This window comes from Streptomyces sp. NPDC048057, from assembly GCF_040653095.1.
Lineage (GTDB): Bacteria > Actinomycetota > Actinomycetes > Streptomycetales > Streptomycetaceae > Streptomyces.
This window is the reverse complement of the sequence record NZ_JBEZNF010000047.1, coordinates 12132-33340: the sequence shown is the minus strand read 5'-3', so window position 1 is coordinate 33340 and position 21209 is coordinate 12132. Positions and strand designations below refer to the sequence as shown.

At 70.8% G+C, this 21209-nt stretch carries 22 protein-coding genes and 1 pseudogene; 10 read left to right on the top strand and 13 right to left on the bottom strand.

Annotated elements, in window-relative coordinates; translation table 11 throughout:
• Positions 1-3 precede the first annotated feature (3 nt).
• A complete protein-coding gene (locus tag AB0E05_RS34490; protein ID WP_361971179.1) occupies positions 4-1437 on the top strand; it encodes a glutamate decarboxylase in 1434 nt (477 codons plus the stop codon).
• A 39-nt stretch (positions 1438-1476) separates the two neighbouring features.
• On the opposite strand, the gene AB0E05_RS34485 is transcribed toward AB0E05_RS34490, so the two are convergent.
• The 4 genes from AB0E05_RS34485 to AB0E05_RS34470 form a co-directional block, all read right to left on the bottom strand.
• Complete coding sequence (locus AB0E05_RS34485; protein ID WP_361971177.1) at positions 1477-2211, bottom strand: SMI1/KNR4 family protein; 735 nt, start codon at positions 2209-2211, stop codon at positions 1477-1479.
• Positions 2212-2314: 103 nt separating this feature from the next.
• Entirely contained in the window at positions 2315-3094 is a 780-nt protein-coding gene (locus AB0E05_RS34480) for an ABC transporter permease (RefSeq protein WP_361971175.1), read from the bottom strand.
• Positions 3091-4029 (bottom strand): ATP-binding cassette domain-containing protein, encoded by a 939-nt coding sequence (locus AB0E05_RS34475; protein WP_361971173.1) that lies wholly within the window; start codon positions 4027-4029, stop codon positions 3091-3093. Before AB0E05_RS34475 ends, AB0E05_RS34480 begins: the two co-directional genes overlap by 4 nt.
• Positions 4030-4185: 156 nt before the next feature.
• Positions 4186-4830 (bottom strand): PadR family transcriptional regulator, encoded by a 645-nt coding sequence (locus AB0E05_RS34470; protein ID WP_361971171.1) that lies wholly within the window; start codon positions 4828-4830, stop codon positions 4186-4188.
• Between the two features lie 84 nt (positions 4831-4914).
• Here AB0E05_RS34470 and AB0E05_RS34465 point away from each other — a divergent pair, with 84 nt between their 5' ends.
• On the top strand, positions 4915-5640 hold the full coding sequence (locus AB0E05_RS34465) for a VOC family protein (RefSeq protein WP_361971169.1): 726 nt from the start codon (positions 4915-4917) through the stop codon (positions 5638-5640).
• A gap of 135 nt (positions 5641-5775) precedes the next feature.
• Here AB0E05_RS34465 and AB0E05_RS34460 read toward each other — a convergent pair whose 3' ends face one another.
• Entirely contained in the window at positions 5776-6348 is a 573-nt protein-coding gene (locus AB0E05_RS34460) for a DinB family protein (protein ID WP_361971167.1), read from the bottom strand.
• Between the two features lie 580 nt (positions 6349-6928).
• On the opposite strand from AB0E05_RS34460, the gene AB0E05_RS34455 reads away from it, so the two are divergent.
• On the top strand, positions 6929-7396 hold the full coding sequence (locus AB0E05_RS34455; RefSeq protein WP_361971166.1) for a hypothetical protein: 468 nt from the start codon (positions 6929-6931) through the stop codon (positions 7394-7396).
• A gap of 143 nt (positions 7397-7539) precedes the next feature.
• Here the strand turns inward: AB0E05_RS34455 and AB0E05_RS34450 are convergent, their stop codons facing one another.
• Together AB0E05_RS34450 and AB0E05_RS34445 are read right to left on the bottom strand one after the other, a co-directional pair.
• Positions 7540-8997, bottom strand: coding sequence for an aldehyde dehydrogenase family protein (locus AB0E05_RS34450; RefSeq protein ID WP_361971164.1), 1458 nt, complete (start codon positions 8995-8997; stop codon positions 7540-7542).
• A gap of 479 nt (positions 8998-9476) precedes the next feature.
• A complete protein-coding gene (locus AB0E05_RS34445) occupies positions 9477-10358 on the bottom strand; it encodes a helix-turn-helix transcriptional regulator (RefSeq protein ID WP_361971162.1) in 882 nt (293 codons plus the stop codon).
• 360 nt (positions 10359-10718) lie between these two features.
• On the opposite strand from AB0E05_RS34445, the gene AB0E05_RS34440 reads away from it, so the two are divergent.
• Positions 10719-11315, top strand: a complete 597-nt coding sequence (locus AB0E05_RS34440) for an ATP-binding protein (protein ID WP_361971160.1) — start codon at positions 10719-10721, stop codon at positions 11313-11315.
• A gap of 120 nt (positions 11316-11435) precedes the next feature.
• Here AB0E05_RS34440 and AB0E05_RS34435 read toward each other — a convergent pair whose 3' ends face one another.
• On the bottom strand, positions 11436-11675 hold the full coding sequence (locus tag AB0E05_RS34435) for a DUF397 domain-containing protein (RefSeq protein WP_361971194.1): 240 nt from the start codon (positions 11673-11675) through the stop codon (positions 11436-11438).
• 575 nt (positions 11676-12250) lie between these two features.
• A complete protein-coding gene (locus AB0E05_RS34430) occupies positions 12251-14329 on the bottom strand; it encodes an FUSC family protein (protein WP_361971158.1) in 2079 nt (692 codons plus the stop codon).
• 197 nt (positions 14330-14526) lie between these two features.
• Here AB0E05_RS34430 and AB0E05_RS34425 point away from each other — a divergent pair, with 197 nt between their 5' ends.
• The 3 genes and pseudogenes from AB0E05_RS34425 to AB0E05_RS34415 form a co-directional block, all read left to right on the top strand.
• Positions 14527-15114, top strand: a complete 588-nt coding sequence (locus AB0E05_RS34425; protein ID WP_361971156.1) for a helix-turn-helix domain-containing protein — start codon at positions 14527-14529, stop codon at positions 15112-15114.
• On the top strand, positions 15111-16451 hold the full coding sequence (locus AB0E05_RS34420) for an MFS transporter (protein ID WP_361971154.1): 1341 nt from the start codon (positions 15111-15113) through the stop codon (positions 16449-16451). Before AB0E05_RS34425 ends, AB0E05_RS34420 begins: the two co-directional genes overlap by 4 nt.
• Before the next feature lie 243 nt (positions 16452-16694).
• Positions 16695-16856 (top strand): annotated as a pseudogene (locus AB0E05_RS34415) (DUF3291 domain-containing protein); the annotation flags it as partial.
• Between the two features lie 88 nt (positions 16857-16944).
• On the opposite strand, the gene AB0E05_RS34410 reads toward AB0E05_RS34415, so the two are convergent.
• Positions 16945-17181: a DUF4287 domain-containing protein gene (locus AB0E05_RS34410; protein WP_361971152.1), complete on the bottom strand. Its 237-nt coding sequence runs from the start codon at positions 17179-17181 to the stop codon at positions 16945-16947.
• Positions 17182-17275: 94 nt separating this feature from the next.
• On the opposite strand from AB0E05_RS34410, the gene AB0E05_RS34405 reads away from it, so the two are divergent.
• The 3 genes from AB0E05_RS34405 (at position 17276) to AB0E05_RS34395 (ending at position 19541) form a co-directional block, all read left to right on the top strand.
• Positions 17276-17731, top strand: a complete 456-nt coding sequence (locus AB0E05_RS34405; protein WP_361971150.1) for a GNAT family N-acetyltransferase — start codon at positions 17276-17278, stop codon at positions 17729-17731.
• A gap of 177 nt (positions 17732-17908) precedes the next feature.
• Complete coding sequence (locus tag AB0E05_RS34400; protein ID WP_361971148.1) at positions 17909-18274, top strand: hypothetical protein; 366 nt, start codon at positions 17909-17911, stop codon at positions 18272-18274.
• A gap of 328 nt (positions 18275-18602) precedes the next feature.
• Positions 18603-19541, top strand: coding sequence for a toxin glutamine deamidase domain-containing protein (locus AB0E05_RS34395; protein ID WP_361971146.1), 939 nt, complete (start codon positions 18603-18605; stop codon positions 19539-19541).
• A gap of 7 nt (positions 19542-19548) precedes the next feature.
• Here AB0E05_RS34395 and AB0E05_RS34390 read toward each other — a convergent pair whose 3' ends face one another.
• The 3 genes from AB0E05_RS34390 to AB0E05_RS34380 form a co-directional block, all read right to left on the bottom strand.
• On the bottom strand, positions 19549-19995 hold the full coding sequence (locus AB0E05_RS34390) for a hypothetical protein (RefSeq protein WP_361971144.1): 447 nt from the start codon (positions 19993-19995) through the stop codon (positions 19549-19551).
• A 115-nt stretch (positions 19996-20110) separates the two neighbouring features.
• Entirely contained in the window at positions 20111-20317 is a 207-nt protein-coding gene (locus AB0E05_RS34385; RefSeq protein WP_361971142.1) for a DUF397 domain-containing protein, read from the bottom strand.
• Positions 20307-21146, bottom strand: coding sequence for a helix-turn-helix transcriptional regulator (locus AB0E05_RS34380; protein WP_361971141.1), 840 nt, complete (start codon positions 21144-21146; stop codon positions 20307-20309). The genes AB0E05_RS34385 and AB0E05_RS34380 overlap by 11 nt, the downstream gene beginning before the upstream one ends.
• Between the last annotated feature and the right edge of the window lie 63 nt (positions 21147-21209).

The window sequence follows — 21209 nt, the reverse complement described above, 5'->3', positions numbered from 1 at the left end:
CGGATGCCACTCCACCAGGGCGCGGACCCCACGGGCCGGGACGAACGACGCGACCGCGAGCGGCGCAGGCTGTCGTTGAACCCCTTCTACGGGGAGGCCAACCCGGTCAGCGGCATGGAGGAGGCGCCGCCCACGCACCGGCTGCCGGACGGGCCGTTGCCGCCGATGACCGCGTACCGACTGGTCCACGACGAGCTGATGCTCGACGGCAACTCCCGGCTGAACCTCGCCACGTTCGTCACCACCTGGATGGAGCCCCAGGCGGGCGTCCTGATGGACGAGTGCCGCGACAAGAACATGATCGACAAGGACGAGTACCCGCGCACGGCCGAGTTGGAGCGGCGGTGCGTGGCGATGCTGGCGGACCTGTGGCACGCGCCGGACCCGGTCGCGGCGGTGGGCTGTTCGACCACCGGGTCCAGCGAGGCGTGCATGCTGGCCGGCATGGCGCTCAAGCGCCGCTGGGCGAAGCGGAACGCCGACCGCTATCCGTCGACCGCCCGCCCCAATCTCGTCATGGGCGTCAACGTGCAGGTCTGTTGGGACAAGTTCTGCACCTTCTGGGAAGTGGAACCGCGGCTGGTGCCCATGGAGGGCGAACGCTTCCACCTGGATCCGCAGGCCGCGGCGGAGCTGTGCGACGAGAACACCATCGGCGTCGTCGCCGTGCTCGGCTCCACCTTCGACGGGTCGTACGAGCCGGTCGCCGAGGTGTGCGCGGCGCTGGACGCGCTCCAGGAGCGCACCGGTCTCGACGTCCCGGTCCACGTCGACGGCGCGTCGGGCGCGATGGTCGCGCCGTTCCTCGACGAGGACCTGGTGTGGGACTTCCGCCTGCCCCGCGTCTCGTCGATCAACACGTCGGGGCACAAGTACGGGCTGGTGTACCCGGGCGTCGGATGGGCGCTGTGGCGGTCGGCCGCCGAGCTGCCGGACGAGCTGGTCTTCCGGGTGAACTACCTGGGCGGCGACATGCCGACGTTCGCCCTGAACTTCTCCCGGCCGGGCGCGCAGGTCGTCGCGCAGTACTACACCTTCCTCCGGCTGGGGCGGGACGGCTACCGGGCGGTGCAGCAGTCGGCGCGGGACATCGCGACGGGGCTGGCACGGAAGTTCGGGGAGTACGACGAGTTCCGGCTGTTGACCCGCGGGGACCAACTGCCGGTGTTCGCGGTGACGACGGCGCCCGGGGTGCGCGCGTTCGACGTCTTCGACGTGTCGCGGCGGCTGCGGGAGCAGGGCTGGCTGGTGCCCGCGTACACCTTCCCGAAGAACCGCGAGGACCTGGCGGTGCTGCGGCTGGTGGTCCGCAACGGGTTCTCGGCGGACCTGGCGGAGCTGCTGGTGGAGGACCTGGACCGGCTGTTGCCGGAGCTACGGCGCCAGCCGGGCCCGCTCTCCGGCGACGCGACGAAGACGACGGCCTTCCACCACTGAGCCGTACGGGATGCGGGAGGCGGGGTGCGGGTTCACGGTTTACGGGTGCGGGGCAGGGCGCCCTTCGGCCTCACCGCTGCCGGGGTCGGGGGCGGGGTCGCCGTCGCCCGTACCGTCGTGGGCCGTCACCAGCTCCTTCAGCCACCGCTCGAACCCGACGGACCCGCCGTCCCGCTCCAGCGGAAGGACCGCGCCGCCGATCCCCCGCGCGTCGAGCCACATGGTGCCCCGGTGCGCTCCGGTGACCACCAGCAGCGTCGCCAGCCCGTACCCCTCGTCCCTGAGCACCACGGCACCGGCCGTGCGCCGGTGCTCGAACGGCTCGGCCTCCGCCTTCCACCGCTCGACGGCCTCCCGGTGGTCGTCGGCGGAGGGGAAGTCGGTCTCGGCGGGCTCCCGTTCGGCCTGCTCCGCCAGGGTCTGCCGGTAGGAGTCGGGGTGCGGGAAGTCGATGTCGAGCAGCCCGTACCGGGTCTTGTCGGCGTCGTCCCAGCGCCAGCGGCCGTCGGTGCGCTCCAGTGCGTTGACCGGGCCCGGGGGGTGGGGGTGGAGCAGATACGCGCGGTACTCGGCGGGGAAGGTGACGCCGTGCTCCTGCTCGGCCGCCCGCACTTCCTCCTCGGCGAGCCGGCGCTGGGGCGTGCGGGTGCGCTTCTTCCGGGGCTCGTCCTTGTCGTCGTCGCCCTCGAACAGGTCCAGCCAATCGATGAGTTCGACCGCCCCGCGGCCGACCCATCCCGCGGCCCGCACGACCGCGCCCACCAGCTCTTCCATCCCCTTGGCTCCCCGTTTCCCCCGGACACGCGGATCCCTCGGTCGGGGGATCCGGACCGATCCAGCGTATCCGGGGCCCACGGCCGCCGAGCGGGCCGGCCGGCTACTGGCTGAGCCTGCGGAACCGGCCGACCGCCAGCGGGAAGAAGGTCGCCAGCAGGACCAACGGCCAGACGACGGCGAGCAGCACCGCGTGGTCCGCGGGCCAGGAGCCGCCCACGGGCAGCCCGCCCAGGTCCCGTACGGCGTTCGCCGTCGCGGACAGCGGGTTCCACTCGACGGCCGCGCCGAGCCAGCCGGGCATCGAGTCGGGCGAGGCGAAGGCGGTGGACAGGAAGCTGACGGGCCAGACGAGGATCTGGACCGCCTGGATCAGCTCCGGGCGCCCCGCCACCATCGCCAGGTGGATGCCGATCCAGAGCATCGCGAAGCGCATCAGCAGGAGCAGCCCGAGGCCGGCGGCGAACGCGGGCGCGCCCCCGTCCCAGCTCCAGCCGAGCGCGAGCCCGATGCCCGCCAGGAGCAGCAGCGACACCGTCGACTCCAGCATGTCGGCGAGGCTGCGGCCGACCAGGACCGCGGAGTCGGCCATCGGGAGCGAGCGGAACCGGTCGATGACGCCCCTGTTGAGGTCCTGCGTGACGTACGTCATCGTCGATTCGAGCCCGAAGGCGACCGTCAGGGCGAGGATCCCGGGCATCAGATACGTCAGGTAGTCCCCCTGGATGCCCCGCCCGCCGCCCATGAGGTAGGCGAAGACGAAGAGCATCATCACCGGGAAGACGAGCGCGATCACCACCTGCCACGGCATCCGGGCCCAGCGGGCGAGTTCGCGCCTGGTCATGGTCCAGGAGTCGCTCAGGAACATCGACGTCGACGTCATGCGGTGACCTCCTTGGTGAGGTGCAGGAACACCTCGTCGAGCGTGGGGCGGCGGACCGTGATGTCCTCGGCGTCGAGCGACGCCTGTTGCAGGGCCCGTACGACGTCGGTGAGCGCGGCCATCCGGTCGGGGACGGGCGCGCTCAGCAGCCGGCGGTCCTCGTCGAGGGTCAGGTCGGCGCTGAAGGGCAGCAGGGCAGCGAGGACGGCCAGGTCGGCGGCGTCGCGCAGGACGACGTCGATGCGGTCGCCGCCGAGCTTGGCCTTGAGTTCGTCGGCGGTGCCCTCGGCGATCACGCGGCCGGAGTCGATGACGCTGATGCGGTCGGCGAGTTGATCGGCCTCCTCCAGGTACTGGGTGGTCAGCAGGACGGTCGTACCGCCGCCGACCAGGGAACGGACCGCTTCCCACACCTCCGACCGGCCGCGTGGGTCGAGCCCGGTGGTGGGCTCGTCCAGGAACAGCACGTCCGGGTCGGTGATCAGGGACGCGGCCAGGTCGAGCCGGCGGCGCATGCCGCCGCTGTACTTCTTGACCGCCTTGTCGCCGGTGTCGGCGAGGCCGAACCGCTCCAGCAGTTCGTCCGCCCGCGCGCCGGCCCGGCGCGCGCCGAGGTGGTGGAGGCGGCCGAACATCTCCAGGTTCTGCCGGCCGCCCAGCTCCTCGTCCAGCGCCGCGTGCTGACCGAGGAGCCCGATCCGACGGCGTACGGCGGCGACGTCGGTGCGCACGTCGTGGCCGGCGACGCGCACGGTGCCCGCGTCGTGGCGCAGCAGGGTGCTCATGATGCGGACGGCGGTGGTCTTGCCGGCGCCGTTGGGACCGAGGACGCCGTGGACGGTGCCGCGGGCGACCGTGAGGTCCAGGCCGTCGAGGGCCTGCTTGTCCCCGTACCTCTTGCGCACTCCCTCGACGGTGATCACGTCGTCTGTCATTCGTCGTCCGTCCTTCCGGCAGGCTGCGGGCCGCACCGATCGAGTAGTCAAACTTGACCAGCGGCGCACACCGTAGCCACCCGAAGGGGTTCTAGTCAAACTTGAATAGGAGGCCAGGGAGGAGACCGCGGACGGGCTCCTCGGCGCCGGGGCCGACTACTCGCGGTCGCCTTCGTGCGGCACGCCCGTCGCGTAGGGGTTCTCGTCACCCTCGCCGAGCACGCCGACGAAGGGTTCCCCCTCGCCCTTGAAGGTGTACGCACCGGCCTCGATGCGCTCGATCAGGCCGAGGGTCCACTCCTTGCCGAAGTCGGCGGAGGCCAGCCAGAAGTTCATGATCTCGCCGATGTGCCCGAACTGGCCGGGGCCCTGGGCGGGGTCGTAGTACTCGACCACCGAGGACCGCCAGCCCTCCATCATCTCGATGCGCTTGCGCAGCAGCGCCACGGCCTCGGCGCGCTCCAGCTCGACGATGAAGCCGATGGCCGCGGTCAGCGACTCCTGCTTCTGCTCCTCCCAGTCGACCAGGGCCTCGCGCAGCAGCCGGAAGAACTCCGTGGCGCCCTCGTCGGTGACCTCGTACTCCGTACGGGGCGGGCCGCCGGCCGTCGACGGCGCGACCTCGTGGGCGATCAGCAGCCCCTGCTTCGCCATCTGCTTGAGGGCGTGATAGATCGAGCCGGGCTTGGCGTTGGACCACTCGTGGGCGCCCCAGTACTCCAGGTCGTTGCGGACCTGGTAGCCGTGGGCGCGCCCGTGCTGACGCACCGCCCCGAGAACCAGCAAGCGGATCGCTGACATGACCTGACACCTCTCCCCGAGCCCTCGACCTCAAGAGGCTCTTCAACTTTGACTAATCTATTCAATTTTGACTAGGGTCAGTCTATGGCCGAGAAGACGATTCCGCTGCTCCCGTGTCAGTCGACGCTCCTCCCCGCGGTGGTCGAGTTCTACACCGCCCTCGGATTCACCACGACCTTCCGCCAGGACAAGCCGTACGCGTACGCCGTCGTGGAGCGCGGCGACGTCGAGCTCCAGTTCTACGGACTCAAGGAGTACGATCCGGCGTCCTCGTACTCCGGCTGCTACGTCCTCACGGACGACGTGGACGCGCTGCACACCGCCTTCCGGGCCGGGCTGAAGGCGGCGTACGGCAGGATCCCGAGCCGGGGACTGCCCCGCATCGGGCCGCTGAAGGACATGAGCTACGGCGTGCGCCAGTTCCTGGTCACCGACCCGACCGGGAACTCGCTGCGCATCGGCCAGCAGATCAGCGAGGACCAGCACCACTCCCCCGCGCCCAAGGAGCGGTACGCGCGGGCGCTGCACCAGGCGGAGCTGTACGCGGACTCCAAGGAGGACCTGCCGGGCGCCGCGCGGATCATCGACCGGGCCTTGGAGCGGGCCGACGGCGAAGGGGAGACGGAGGCCGGGCCCACCCCGGTGCAGTTGCTGCGGCTGCTGGTGCTGCGGGGCGACGTCGCGCAGCGGCAGGGCGAGGCGGGGCTGGCGCAGGAACTGCTGACGCGGGCGGCGGGGGTGCCGCTGACCGACGAGGAGCGGGCAGGCGCGCAGGACGCGCTGACGAGGCTCGCCGAGCTGACGGAGTAGCGACGGACGGGTGCGGGCGGGCGCCTGCGGGTGCGGGTGCCCGTGGGCGCGGCGCCCGCGAGTGCCTTCGGGTACGGACGCCAGTGGGGCGGACGGGTCTCTCCCCGTCCGCCCCACTGTTCGTACGACACGGCCTTACGCCGCCGCGGAACCCTCCGCGCGCCCCGCGCCCTCCTCGTGCTCCAGCGCCACCAGGTCGAAGGCGACCTTCCCGTCCAGCGTCTCCCGGATGACGTCGGCGTGCCCGGCGTGCCGCCCCAACTCCTCGATCAGGTGCAGCAGGAACCACCGCATCGAGACCCTGCCCTCCTTGGGGAACCAGGGCTCGTCGGGCAACGGGAACGTGTCGTCCAGGCTCGGCACCGACGCGATGAACTCCGCGGTCTCCGCGGCGACCCCGTCCCAGAACGCCAGCACGCCGGACACGGTCTCGTCCCCGACCAGCCGGAAGCTGTCGCGCCAGGTGTCCTCGGTGGGCCGGTGCTCGTCCCCGCGCTGCTGGGCGAGGCGCAGCCAGCCCACTTCGGCACCGGCGGCGTGCTTCACCAACCCGGACAGGGACAGCTCGCTGGCGCTCGGCCGACTCGCGGCCTGCTCCTCACTCAGCCCGATGACCGAACGCCGCAACGCACCGCGCTGCGCCTCCACGAAGCCGAGGAGCGCACCGCGCTCGTCTCCGTGGGCTTCCGCGGGAACGTGGGTGACCATGGTGTCCGCCTTCCGAACGTGACAGGAGAGCCAAGCGAGCAGCCGCGTCAAGGAGAGGCTTTCGCCCTCCCACCGGCACCGCAAACGCTACGGACCATCTAGGCCAGGATCTGTCCTAAAGGGACGGGGTGGGCGGGGTCGGGTCAGGTCGGGTCGGACTGGGTCGGGTCGCGGCGACGCCCGCTCCACGGCGTGTGCAGTGCTCCGGCGAGAGAGCAGTGCTCTGGTTGTGGTGCGCCGCGCTCACGCGAGAGCACCGCTCCCGTTCCCGCACCCTGCTCCGTACCGAGAGCGCCGCTCTCGCCCGCGCACCCTGCTCCGTACCGAGAGCGCCGCTCTCGCCCGCGCACCCTGCTCCGTACCGAGAGCGCCGCTCTCGCCCGCGCACCCACTCCCCCAGCCCCCTGCTCCACTCCGGGTGCACCGCTCTCGGCCCAGTGCGCTGCTCCAATCCACTGATCGCTTGGGCTGGTTGGACGACTCATGGCGCGCGCTGCGCGGGCCGTGGGGCGACGCTGGCGGCACGGGGCCCGCTCCGGGCTCCGGTTCATCGAGGAGCAGTTCACCAAGGAGCAGATTGATGAGTCCTCACCCCACCGAAGGGATGCGTTCCGGGCGCTCGAACGGCCGCGCCCGGCGCGGCAGACGGATGACGGCCGGCCTCGCCGCCGGCGCCGCCCTCGCCCTGGCCGTCGGCATCACCGCACCGGCCGCAGCCACCCCGCCGGAGTCGAAGACCGTCGCGCCGGCCGCCGCGCCGAACGCCCAACAGCACGTTGCCGGCAAGAAGATCATCCAGGAGATCCGCGGCAACCGAGTGACCGTACCCGCGTTCGGGTTCGCCGCCAGTAGCGCCAGGTGTCCCGCAGGACAGCAGGCCGCCGCCGGGGGCTGGGTGCTCGGCTCGAACCAGTTCATCGTGCCCGTGATGTCGTTCGCCTTCAGCCAGGCCGCCCAGCACGACTCGTGGCAGGTGCAGTTCCACAACCCGGGCGGCGAGGACTACTTCTTCGCGCAGGCCATCGCCTTCTGTTCGGCGAACACCTGACGGTCGTCCCGACGTCCCGCATCGCGAAGTCCCGAAAACACCGCTGCGGGACTCGTCGCCCCCTCGGGGCGGGTCCCGCAGCATCACGGCGTACTACGTCAACCGGCCGAACCGGCCCCGGCCAGCCCGATCGGCCCTGCCGGTCAGAAGGGGAACTGCGACCGGCCGTGCTGGACCGAGATCCACTTCTGGGTGGTGAACGCTTCGATCATCGACTCGCCGTTCAGGCGACCGCTGCCGGAGTGCTTCTCGCCGCCGAACGGGACGATCGGCTCGTCGTGCACGGTGGAGTCGTTGATGTGGATCATGCCGGTGTTGATCCGCTTCGCGAGGGCCACCCCGCGCTCGATGTCCGCCGTGTGCACCGCGCCGCTCAGCCCGTACGGGGTGTCGTTGGCGATCCGCACCGCGTCGTCGTCCCCGTCGAACGGCACGATCAGCGCCACCGGTCCGAAGATCTCCTGCCCGAGCACCGGCGAGTCCGTCGCGATGCCCGTGAGCACGGACGGCTCGACGAGGTTGCCCTCCGAGCCGCCGTGCAGCAGCGCGGTCGCGCCGGCCGCGAGCGTCTGGTCCACCAGCGAGGTGACGGCGTCGGCCTGGCGGGAGTTGATGAGGGGGCCGATGTGGGTGGTGGGGTCGGCAGGGTCGCCCACCTTCAGCGTCCGCACCTTGGCCACGAACTTCTCCGTGAACTCCTGCTCGACGCTGCGCGCGACCAGCACTCGGTTGGCCGCCATGCACACCTGGCCCTGGTGGACGAAGCGGCTGAAGACGGCGGCGTCGACCGCGTAGTCCACGTCGGCGTCGTCGAGCACGATCAGCGCGCTGTTGCCGCCCAACTCCAGGATGGCGCGCTTGAAGTTGGCCGCGCACACGGTGGCGACGTGCTGTCCGACCTTGTCCGAGCCGGTGAAGGAGATCGCCTTCGGCACCGGGTGCTCGATCAGCGCGTCGCCGATCTCCGCGATGTCGGTGATCACCACGTTCAGCAGCCCGGGCGGTAGGCCCGCGTCCTCGAAGACCTTGCCGACCAGCGAACCGCCGCAGATCGGCGTGTTCTGGTGGGGCTTGAGGACGACCGCGTTGCCGAGCGCCAGCGACGGCGCGACCGACTTGATCGAGAGGAGGAAGGGGAAGTTGAAGGGGCTGATGACCCCGACCACGCCCACCGGCAGCCGGTAGACCCGGTTCTCCTTGCCGTCGACGGGCGAGGGGAGGATCCGGCCCTCCGGCCGCAGTGCGAGCTGGATCGCCTCGCGCAGGAACTCCTTCGCCAGGTGCAGCTCGAAGCCGGCCTTGATGTGGGTCCCGCCCAGCTCGGCGATGATCGCCTCGGTGATCTCGGCCTCGCGCTCCTCGATGATGCGCAGCGCCTTCTCGAAGACCGCCCGTCGGGCGTACGGATTACTCTCGCCCCATGCCACCTGCGCACGCTCGGCAGCGCGATACGCCTGGTCCACCTCGGCCGCCGTGGCGACGGGGATCGAGGCGAGCTTCTCACCGTTGAACGGATTGAAGTCGATGATGTCCCAGGAGCCGCTCCCGGGCCTCCACTCGCCGTCGATGTACTGGTGGGCCAGCTCGGTGAACAAGGACATGGTGATCCGATTCCTTATCCCTCAGTTGCCTCGGAAGCGCATGACTGGTGCGGTGCTGATGTGACGTCACTATACGGGCGCTTTAATCAAGTTGGAGTAGACCACGGCGATAAAAACTGCGGTGGACCAGACCTGTCCGTCGTGCGGCGGAGGGCCGGAGGACGGCGTTCCGCCAGGGGTTTCCCGGGCGTCGAGACCGGCGGGAGGGCCGGGACGGCAGGCCCGAGGCGGAAGGGGCGAGGCGGAAGGGGCGGCTGACGGCGCAGGGAAGGACACTGCGGCGGTGACCCGGCGGTTTGGGGGGTGGCGACCCGCGGCGTGATGCGGGGCTCGGTGGCCGGGAGTGCGACCGGTGCCGGAGGGCGAGGGCACCCGCCGACGGTCTGGCGAGCCGTGACGACCGGCTCGATCGAGTGGGATACGGGGATCAGAGGATCAGGGACAGCGGTTCAGGGATCCGGGGATCCGGGGATCCGGGTTCAGGTGAGCTGGAGCAGCCCCCGCAACACGTCCCGGCTCTCCGCAGAGTCCGGGCTGTCCTCCTGGAGTCGGTGCAGCGCCCGCTCGTACTGGGCGACCTCCTCGCGCTTGTCCAGGTACAGCGCGCTGGTCAGCTGTTCCAGATAGACGATGTCGGAGACGTCCGACTCGGGGAACCGCAGCAGGGTGAAGGCGCCGCTCTCCCCGGAGTGCCCGCCGAAGCTGAAGGGCATCACCTGGAGCGTGACGTTCGGCATCTCCGAGATCTCGATGAGGTGCTTCAACTGCCCCTGCATCACGGCGCGGTCGCCGTACGGCCGGCGCAGCGCCGCCTCGTCGAGGACGGCGTGCAGATGCGGTGCGCGCTCGGAGACGAGCACCTTCTGGCGCTCCAGGCGCAGGGCGACCCGTCGGTCGACGTCGTCCTTGGGAGCATCCGGGGTGCCGCGGGTGACGACGGCGTGGGCGTACGACTCGGTCTGGAGCAGACCGTGGACGAACTGGACCTCGTAGATGCGGATGAGCGAGGCCGCGGCCTCCAGTCCCACATATGTCTGAAACCAGCCGGGCAGCACGTCGCCGTACCGCTGCCACCAGCCGGCCACGTTGGCCTCCTTGACCAGGGCGAGCAGCGCTTCCCGCTCCGTCTCGTCGGCCACCCCGTAGAGGGTCAGCAGGTCCTCGACGTCCCTCGCCTTGAAACTCACACGTCCCAACTCCATGCGGCTGATCTTCGATTCTGAAGCGCGGATCGAATAGCCGGCCGCCTCACGGGTGATGCCTCGCGATTCGCGCAGTCTCCGCAGCTGCGAACCCAACAGGATGCGCCGCACCACGGACCCGCCACCCGGGCCCTGCGCCCACGACTCGCCAGCGGTCACGACTCCGCCCCTCCCCTTCCATCGGTCTCTGTCTGTTGCCCAACGTGTCCGTCCGCACGTGTCGGCCCTCCGGTTCTTCAGTACAGCGTGGAGCATGCCCTAACCCCAAGTGCGGGATTCTGCCACCAAAACACTCCACCCTGTACTCGTTCGGTTACGGAAATGGAAAGCACTTGGGAAGCCGATGGACCAGATGAGAGGAAGATATCGGCAGGAAACCTGATGAAAGCTGACACGGCAGGCACGTGCACGTGCATCTGCCCTTGCATCTGCCGTAAGCATTGGCAACCATGGTCCCGCGTACAGCGTGCCCGTTCGTGTTAAAGCGTCACAGCTGCGATTCCCGGGGGAGTGCCTCGCATGGGGACGAATGGATCGACCATGCTCAAGCCCTTAAGGCAAGGGCTTCCCCCCATCGATTCCGCACGGGCCGTCAGCTCGGCGTCCTGCTCGCTGCCCGGCCGCCACGAAGCAGTGCGCGCGGCACGGCAGTTCGCCAGCGCGACCCTGCGGGACTGGGAGTTGCAGGAGCGCTACGACGACGTGACCCTGGTCGTCTCCGAACTCGTCACCAACGCACTGCGGCACGCCCTGCCGGACGAGCCCGCGCACGAGACGTACGAGAGGTACGACTCGCCCGTGCGGCTGCACCTGATGCGCTGGCCGGGCCGACTGGTCATCGCGGTGCGCGACCCCAGCCCGAAGACCCCGGGGACGCACTTCGGCGCCGCCGCCGACACGGACGCCGACACCGAGGCGTTCGACTTCGACACGGACGGCGTGACGCCCCAGGGCGCGGCGCCGCAGGGCCTCGCGCTGCTCCCGGAGGCGTGCGACACGGCGGAGTCGGGCCGCGGGCTCTTCCTCGTCGACTCGTTCAGTGATGCCTGGGGATGGCACCCGCTCGCCGGAGCGCTGCACGGCAAGGTCGTGTGGGCGCTTTTCAGGCTGGCTTGAGCGGTTGCGGCCGGCGGCGCGAGCCGACCGGCGGAGACGGGCCCGCCCCCTAGGGGGCGGGCCCGTCTTCTTGTCCGGCTACCTTCCGGGAAACTGCTGCGTACGGCCGGGTTCCCGGCGTCAGTCCGCCATCAGGTGGTCGAACTCCCCGTCCTTCACGCCCAGGATCATGGCTTCGATCTCGGCGGGCGTGTAGATGAGCGCGGGCCCCTCCGGGTGGCGCGAGTTGCGCATCGCCACGCCACCGCCGGGCAGCTTGGCGAACTCCACGCAGGAGCCCTGGGAGTTGCTGTGCCTGCTCTTCTGCCAGACGACCCCGGGAAGCTCCGTGGCCGCCATGCCGTTGTACGCGTGGTGCACGTGTAGCTCCCGAGGTACAAGGTGCATGTGTCAACTGTCGGGGATCATAGCTGTGTTTCGCGTGCGCATGCGCGAGCATCCGCACGCGCAGATGCACGTGCACGCGGGGTGTTGTTTCGGTTACGCATCGAACGGTCCCGCTCGGCGCTCGAAGCGCCGCCCGGTGAGGGCCCCCGTGCACTGGATGAGACGCGGAGCGAGCCCCGCAGGCTCCAGTTTCCACGTAATGACGGGTGATGAGCAGGACGACGCGCGACCAGAGGCCGCCGAGTGCGGTCATTCCACCAACACCCGCCACGACAGCCCCTGCGCGCCTCCCCCGTCGCACCCGAAAGCGCTTGTGCATCGACACGGGCCGAACGGAACGCGACGAGCGGAACGAGCCCGTCCGATCCGATCCGATGCGATCTGAGCACGGCGACGGATGTCGAATCCGGTGCACGTGCCGCAGCCTTCTGACGCATCATCAGCACTCGATGTCGTGAAGGCGGGGGACGTCTTCCCCGTTGCCACGTCCGACCGGCGGGCCGCCGGCCGCGGCAACGGGCGACGCCGCCGCCACGGGAAGTTCTCCCCTACCTCTTCGCCTCCGCCGCGAGCGTCGCGGTGAACTCCTCCAGTGCCCGGCCGATCTGCGCCGTCGCCGTGTCCAGTACGTCGTACTCCTCTTCGACGTCCTGTTGCTGCGGCGGAGCCTGGGCCGCCCATTGGGACAGGGCCTCCGTCACCCCGTCCCAGCGGGGCACGCGTCGTTCGCGCACCGCGCGGGCCGCGCGTTCGCCGTCGTGGCGGAGGGCTTCCGCCAGGGTTGCGGCGGCGGGGACGGGTGCGTCTTCGTGGGCCGGTAGGTGGGCCTCCAGGAGCATGGCGCCGCGGCCCAGTTGGGAGAGCGCTTCGCCGGCGGCGTCCGCGGCGCCGCGGGACAGGCCGCGACTGCGGACGGGTTCGTTGGCGGCCCGTTGCAGGGCGTCCTGCCAGGCCACCCGGGCGTCCCGGGCGGCCAGCAGCGCCTGCCGGATGTCCTGTTTCGCCGCGTCCGTCTCGGCGGGGCGGGCGTAGTGGTCGACGACCGCGGCGGCGTACCGGCAGTCCGCCTTCAGCCAGTCGGCGAGGCGGTTGCGCAGCCGCGGGGTCTCCCAGGCCGGGTAGACGGCGTACGACAGCATCGCCAGCACGCCGCCGATGAGGGTGAGGACGATGCGTTCGGGCACCGTCTGGCCGGCCTCCTCGCCGCCCATGTGCAGGAGGAAGACGACGTACGCGGAGATGCCGACGTTGGCCGCCGCGTAACCGGTGCGCAGCACCAGGTAGGTGGCGAAGCCGCAGACCACCGCAAGGGCGGCGGACGGGTAGGGGCCCGGGTTCGCCGCCTCCGCGACGGCGGTGGCGAGGCCGACGCCGACGAGCGTGCCGCCGAAGCGGGCGACGGAGCGGGCGTACGTCTGGGAGAAGTCGGGGCGCATCACCATCACGGCGGTCATCGGCGCCCAGTAGCCGTGGCCGAGCGGGAGCGCCGCGCCGGCGAGGTAGCTGGCGACGACGACCGTGGCCGAGCGTTCGGCGTGCCGCAGCACCGGTGAGCCGCGGCGCAGTTCGGCGCGGACGGTGCGCAGGGCGGACGGCAGCAGCCGCAGCAGGGAGGGACGGGCCCGGTGTCCGTCGGCGGTGCCTTCGCCGCGGGCGGTCTCCGTGACGTCGTCGAGGAGTGCGGAGAGGCGGACCGCGGCGCGGCGCGGCGGGCCGGCGAGCACCGCGCCGGTGTCCGGAGTGCGCAGCGCGGCGAGCGCGGGTGCGGGCAGCCGTGCGGGTTCGCCGTGGCGCACGGCGTGGGCGGCGGCGTCCAGGACGACGGCTGCGGCAGCGAGGAGTTCGCGTACCCGGGCCCGTTCGGGGCCCTCTTCCGGGACGCCGACGCAGGGGTCGGCGAGCGAGGCGAGCACGGGCCGGATGCGTTCGGCGATACCGCGCGTGCCGTGCAGCTCGGCGGGGCGGCGGCGGGCCTGGCGCGGGCTCACCGCGGCGGCGCTGCGGGCCAGCATCAGCGGCGCCGGGTCGAAGGGGGCGGTGGGGTCGTGGCGCAGTCGGCGCGCGTAGTCGGCCTCCGCGGCGAGGGCGTCGGCGAGCGCGTCGCGCTGCGCGCCCCAGGGTCGTACGGGGAAGAGCAGGATCAGCGCGGCCTGGACGAGTCCGCCGGCGGCGATCACCGCGGCGTGGCCGGCCGCGGCGGCGACGGAGGTGGGCAGGGTGATCGTGACCAGCATGATCGCGACGTTGGAGGAGGCGATGATGCCGACGGTGGGCCCGAGGGCCCAGCAGAGCCCGGCGCCGAAGGTCCACAGGGCGATCAGGGCGGCGAAGAGCGCGGGGTGGCTGGCCGTGAGGTAGCCGATGAAGGTGGAGACGGCGAGGCTGCCGCCGGACGCGAGCGCGAGCACCGGCCGGGGCCGCCAGGAGCGTTGGAAGGTCGCGATCACGGCTTGGAAGGCGCCGAAGGCGGAGCTGACGGCGACGAGTGGCCCGAAGAGCGCGAGGGTCCCGATGACGACGATCGCCAGACCGGCTGCGCCGCGCAGTGCGACGAGCGGTTCGAGCCCCTGTCGTTCGACGGTGAGTCCCAAGCGCGCGGTCTCCTTCAGCGCGCGAAGCCAGGTCATGGAGGGAGGCTATATCGGGGTATACGGTACGGGTCACCCTTGGCGGCAACGCCATCGGAGCGTCGCCGAAGGCGTCATCGAAGGCGCCATCGGAGACATCGCCGGGGGCGTCGCCGGTGAAGCTTTTCGCAGCAGTTCGCGACCAACCCCAAAATAAGTCTTTGACAGTGATGGGGGGAGGGCGCAGACTGCCGGGCATGTCAGGTGCCGACCACCATCCGCCCCTCAGCGGGCTCCGCGCCCTCGCGCACCCCCTGCGGCTGCGGCTGCTCTCCCTGCTCACCGGTGCGCCGATGAGCAGCGCGGAGGCCGCCCGGGAACTCGGGGAGTCCCAGGCGAACGTCAGCTATCACATGCGCCAGTTGCACGCCGTCGGACTGCTCGACCTCGTCGAGGAGACGTCCGTACGCGGCGGGAAGGCCAAACGCTACCGGCATATGCCCGACAGCGGCGAGCGTCTGCCCGTCGGATCCGGCGCGGACCACCGCGCCGTCGCGTCCGTACTCGCCGACGAGTTGGTCCGGCGCAGCCGCGAACGGCTGCCGGGCGCGGCGGGCGACTTCACCGACGCCGAGCTGACACTGGCGCCGGAGTCGTGGCAACGGGTGAAGGCGCTCGCGGCGGAGCTGGGCCGCGTCCTGCACGAGGAGGCGCTGCCGCCCGGCACGGCGGAGGCGGTACGGGTCAGCGCGACGGTCATGCTGTTCCCGATGGTGGGGCGGGGCGAGGAACTCAAGACGCCCGCGCCGGAAGACGGGGCGGCGTCCCGCGGTGGCGCCCGATGAGCGACTCCCCGGACCTCGAAGCCGTCGCGCCGGCACCGGTGTCGCTGTTCGCACCGCTGCGGCACCGGCCCTTCCGCTGGCTGGCCACCGGTCGCACCCTCACCCAGCTCGCGAACGCCATGGCCCCGATCATCCTGGCCTTCGCCGTGCTCGACCTGACCGGCTCCGCGGTCAGCCTCGGGCTGGTCGTCGGCGCGCGCTCCATCGCGACCGTCGTCCTCGTCCTCTTCGGTGGGCTGCTCGCCGACCGGCTGCCGCGCCCCCTGATCCTCCAGGGCACCAGCGCCGCCGCGGCGCTCTCCCAGGCCGCCGTCGCCGCGGTCCTGCTGCTGGGCACGTCCTCCGTACCGCTGCTCATCGTGCTCAGCGTGGTCAACGGCGCGATGTCCGCGATGTCGATGCCCGCGACGGCGGCGCTCGTGCCGCTCGTCGCGCCGAAGGACATGCTGCGCAGCGCGAACGCGGTGACCCGCATGGGCGTCAACCTCGGCATGATCGTGGGCGCGTCCTTCGGCGGGCTGCTCGCCTCGCTGCTCAGCCCCGGGTGGGGCATGGCGGTGAACGCGGCGGTCTTCGTCTGCGCCGGCCTCGCCTACCACGGGATCCGACTCCCCCCGCGGGCGGCGGACGACGCCGCAAAGGCGCCGCCGAGGTCCCGGCCACTGGCCGAACTCGCGGAGGGGTGGCGCGAGTTCACCTCCCGCTCCTGGGTGTGGATGGTCGTCGCCCAGTTCTTCGTCGTGAACGCGGTCACCTCCGGCGGCATCCACGTCCTCGGCCCGACGATCGCCGACGACACCTTCGGCCGCACCGCATGGGGCCTGGTCCTCGCCTCCCAGATGGTGGGCGCCTTCGTCGGCGGCTTCGTCGTGGCCCGGTCGCGCTCGCGCCACATGCTGCGCATCGGCGTCGCCGTGATCGCCCTCGACGTGTTGCCGTTGATCGCCCTCGCGGAGGCGGCGCCGGTCGCGCTGCTCGTCGTCGCGATGTTCGTGAACGGCATGGCGATCGAGCAGTTCAGCGTCGCCTGGGACCTCTCCCTCCAGGAGAACGTCCCGCCCGACCGGCTCGCCCGCGTCTACTCGTACGACATCCTCGGCTCGCTCCTCGCGCTCCCCCTGGGCGAGATGGCCGCGGGCCCGCTCGCCGAGCGGTACGGGATGCGCGCGACGCTGCTGGGCGGTGCGGTGCTGAGCCTGGCGGCGACGGGGGCCGCGTTGTGCGACCGGGGCGTGCGGACGCTGACGGTCCGCCCGCCGCAGGTGGTCGCGAAGGGCGAGCCGAGCGAGTCGGTGCCTTCGCCCACGTCCCCGGCCACGGAGGCGGACCGTCCGTGAACCCGAGCCCCGTGACGACCGGGTCAGGAGGCCACTCGGACGGGGAAGACGCAACTTCGACACGGCTCGCAGAGGCAGCTACCTTCACCTGGTCTTCGGCGATCGCCCACGGTCGCATGGGAGTTCCTCCGGGCTGAGCCACCCGCGACGGGATGAGCTGGTCACGCCCCACGAACCCCCGCCCCATGCGTGAGCCACCGAACGCGGGTCCGCACCCGTGCGCCCCCGACCAGGGAGAGATGCATGCCCCGTCTTGCGCTGTACACGTTCGGCGCCCTCACGTCACCTCTCGCCGACCCCGGCCCCCTCACACGTGAGTTCTACGACCTGGGTGAGGCCGTCTACGGGAAGATCGGCCAGCACCCCGGATACCTCGCGCGCGCCGAAGCGGCAGAGGGCGACCGGGCCCGCTGACCCGACCGCTCGGCCGGGTCTCTGCGGCCCTCCTGCGGCTGGGCGCGCAGGTCCCCGCCCCGGAGTCCAGGCCCCGGGGCTACTCCCCGCGCGGCTCCTTCAAGACGTACGCCACCAGCGCGTTCGCATGGCCGTGGCCCAGGGCGTGGTCGGTCTTCAGCCAGGCGACCAGCTCCATGTGCTTCGTCAGGGGGGACGCGCGGATCAACTCCAGCCACTCCTCGACCGGGCGCCCGTACTTCTTCTCGATCGCCGGGAAGTAACTCGCGGGGCCCTTGGCCCCACCCGTCGACCCGCCCGTGGTGTTCGTGCTCATGGGACCCCTTCTCCGTCATCGCCGCGTGATCAGCGAATATGACACGAGTCACCCGTCGAACTCATCGGTGTGGCCGAGTGCCACACTGTGCAACATGTCACATGATCATGACAGCGACAGCCCCGTCCTCAGCGTGGGCGAGCGCGATGCGGACCTGAGCCAGTGCCTGTCCGACGGGCTCGACGCGGTGAACTTCCCCGCGACCGGGACGACCGCCGCCGACCAGACGAGCCTGTCGGTGAAGGTGGTGGACGCCGCGGGCGAGGTCGTCGCGGGGCTGACCGGCTGGACGTGGGGCGGGCTGTTCGGGATCGACATGGTGTGGGTGCGCGAGGACAGCCGTCGCGACGGCTGGGGCAGCAAGCTGCTGCTCGCCGCCGAGGAGGAAGCACGGCGGCGCGGCTGCGACCGGGCGTGCGTGTCGTCGTTCACGTTCCAGGCGCCCGGGTTCTACCAGCGGCACGGCTACGTGGAGACGGGCCGGACGCTCGGCTTCCCGGGCGGCGCGGAGGACGTCCACATGTACAAGTCGTTCGACATGTCCGCGTGATACGGGCGCGTCGCCGTGGCCCCCGGGCCGTGCTCCCGCACCCTCCCCGACCAGGCCACCAACCGCAAGCGCCGCAGTTGTGGTGACGGTCGCCCACCGGCCGCCGAGCCCGCGACCGGTCGACGCTGTGCGTAGGCTGCCCGGCGAGATCATGAACCACTCACCGGGGGAAAAGACATGACGAGAAATCGGATAGCCCGCGGACTGGCGGTCGCCACCGCCGCGACCGCGCTGACGCTCAGCATGACGAGCTCCGCCCACGCGGCGAACGCCACGCTGTGGGTGAACGACCGTGGCTACATCAAGCACATCGACGACGGCGACCGCTTCGAAGTGTGCGACCGGAAGGCCGACGGTCACGGTGTGACGGGCACCCTGCGCGGTTACGACGACACCGGTCAGAACGTGATCCTGGGCAGGGCGTCCGACGGCGGAGACGGCGGCTGCGGCACCTTCTTCTACAACGTCCAGAAGTACCGCGAGTACCTGTTGATCATCGAATGGCACGGCGGCGAGTGGAAGCAGCGAAGCCTCAGGGAATAGCCCGACCGACGGGCCCGCCACGACCAACGGCGGGCCCGCCAGCCCTCTCCCGTGTCGGCGCCCCGAAGAGGCCGCCGCTTCCTCAGCACCGCCGCAGCCCTGACGCACGCGTACACCACGGCCCTGCACCGCAACGGCGCGCTGGTCGTCAAGGGCATGACCTCGCTGTGCGGACACCCCGCTCACCGTGCCGGTGGGTGGTCCGTTCGGCCCGGCCCGGAAGGCTGCCCTTCCGGGCCTCCCACCACCTTGCGCCCCCTTGATAGACCGGACCGGGCCCGACGAGACCCGACGAGTCTCACGAGGCCAACCGAGAGGTGGTGCCGCGATGCATGAGAACGAGCTGTCGGAACGGTCCCGTTCAGCGGCCCGTGCCCGATCACGCCCGCCAGCACGGGCCGTCGGCGCCGCCGCACCGGTCAGGGACCGGGCGGGCCCGGAGATCCCCGGCCTCCCCCGCGGCGGCGCCGACGTCCTGGCCCTCCAGCGCACCGCCGGCAACGCGGCCGTCACCCGGGCGCTGGCGGCACGGCGGCACGTCGGCGATGCCGCACCCGGGCACGGCCTGCCCGTGCAGCGGGTGCTGCGCAACAACCAGCGGCAGTTCGGTCCCGGCCAGTTGCGGCAACCCAGGGCGAAGGACCAGGAGCACCTGGAAAAGGTCTTCCCCAAGACCGCGACCGGCGCCAACGAACAGTTCCCCAACCCGATCACGATCCACAAGTCCCTCATCGACTCGCTCTCCGCGCGCCTCAACAAGGTCCCCCAGGACGAAGTCGGCACCGAAGGCCCTGCCGCCTGGGTGAAGGGCATCAACAGCCAACGGGCCAAAAAGGATGGGTACGAGCGCAACTGCATCGACGCGGCGCGCAGCTTCATGGCCTCGTGGTCCGGCAACCCCACGGTGGCAGCCCCGGTCCACGACAAGGGCAAGAACGACGTCGAAACGGACGGCCCCGACCGGACGAAGCAATGGCTGGGCACCAACTGGAGGACCACCGAGGCGCAGACGGGGCAGCAGGTCCAGGATCGGTGGCAGGTCGTGGCGAACCGCCTGAGGGGCTCGGGACACGGCGCAGCCAGCATCGTGGTGTTCAGAAACACGAAGACGAACAATGTCCACGCCGTCAACGGCGTCAACCACAACGACAGGGTCGTGTGGATCGACCCTCAGCAGGGCCTGGTCAGTGACACGCCACCCTACGAGGGCGACATGTTCATGACGATCACGCTCGACCGCCATTTCGCACCGGTCGACCCGCCGTGAGGCGTGGTCAGCCAGCGGGATCGGGGGCGTGGGCCGGCAGCAGGTCGGCGATGGCGCGCAGCTCGTCGCGGAGCCGCGTGACGTACGCCTGACGGTCCGTGCGCTCCTCGTCCGGCAGCCCGCCCCCGCCGTCCATGAGGTGCACGCCCAGCCACATCCGACCGGCGATGTGGGCGTGCACCTCCCACAGCTCCTTCTGCGTGAAGCCCCGCCCCTGGCACGCGGCAACGGCGGAGCGCCCGGCCTCGACGACGGACTCCGCGAGCTGCCGGTCCGCCGGCGAGGAGGCGCGGGACGTGCTCGTGACCCCGTCCCGTTCGAGCGCCCGAGCAGCGTCCCGCCGGGCGTCGAGCCGCCGGTCCCCGTCCCGGGTGCGCAACGCGTCGGACACCTCCCGGTCCAGCCCGTACGGGAAGAACCACGTCCCGTCGTCCTTGCCGGGCATGCTGCTCATGTACGACTCCCCTTCGTTCCGCACGACGCATGAGCGACGCACAAAGCGAGGATGCCCCACCGAGCCAGAGAATGGGACTCGGCGGGGCACCCTCGCGGTGGTACGGGGTCGGTCGTCAGACCGAACCGTCCTTAATGCCGGCCACGAAGGTGGCGAACGCGTCTGCGGGGACGCGCAGGACCGGGCCGGCCGGGACCTTGGAGTCACGGACGGGGACGACGCCGGCTGCGGACGCGTAGGCCGGTGCCCACTCGACGCAGTTGCCCCCTTGTTGGCTGTAGGACGACTTCACCCAGTAGTCAGCCGTCGGGTCAACGTTCATGTTCAAGTTCCTTCCGAGCGGTACCGATGGCTTGCAGGGATGCCGACGGAGACAGTGCTCCTGCCTGCAAGTGATCGTAGGCCCTCTCCCATGTGTGGATGAGGTCCTCGTCCCGCTCCAGGTAGCCACGGCTGGCCGACTCCGTATAGCCAACTACCGTGCGGTCCCGCATCGATAGCAAGACCACGGGGAGCAACAGCGGGCGCAGGTCGCCGAGGCTGAACGGGACGACTTGAACCGTCACGCGAGGTGCCTGGGCGTGCCGCATCAAGGAGTCGAGTTGCTCTGACATCACATCGTGTCCGCCGACCCTTCGGCGCAGGCAGCTCTCGTCCAGCACTGCGTAGACCAGCGGCGCACTCTGCCCGGTCAGCAGCCGCTTCTGGCGCGTGCGCAGAAGGGCAACCCGCTCGGCAGCCAACTCGGCTCCGATCACACCTCGCTGCACGTCCGCAGCCGCGAGCGCTTCGGCGTACCGAGAGGTCTGGAAGACGCCTGGAACAACCCCGAGTTCGAACGTGCGCAGCCTCATCGCCCGAACCTCCTCTTGCAGGTACTCCGGGAAGCCCTCCAGCAACACAACCTTCCGGATGGCCTGCCACATCACCTGAAAGGTCGCACCCGTGCTCAGCGCCGCGTCAGCCCGCTGCGCGAATTTCTCGGTTGGGGATTTGCGGCACGTTTCCACGGCGGATACGTGGGTTCCCGAGTAACCCATACGCTCGGCTAGCTGATCTTGAATCCATCCTTGTGCCTCTCGTGAACTGCGGAGTTGTGCACCGAATGCCGCAGCGGGAGAGGACTGAGGGTCAAGTTCCTTGCGATTCATGGCCCACTTCAAATCTTCCCGTAGTCGCAACAGGTTGAAGATGTGCCCGACTCTAGGCCAACC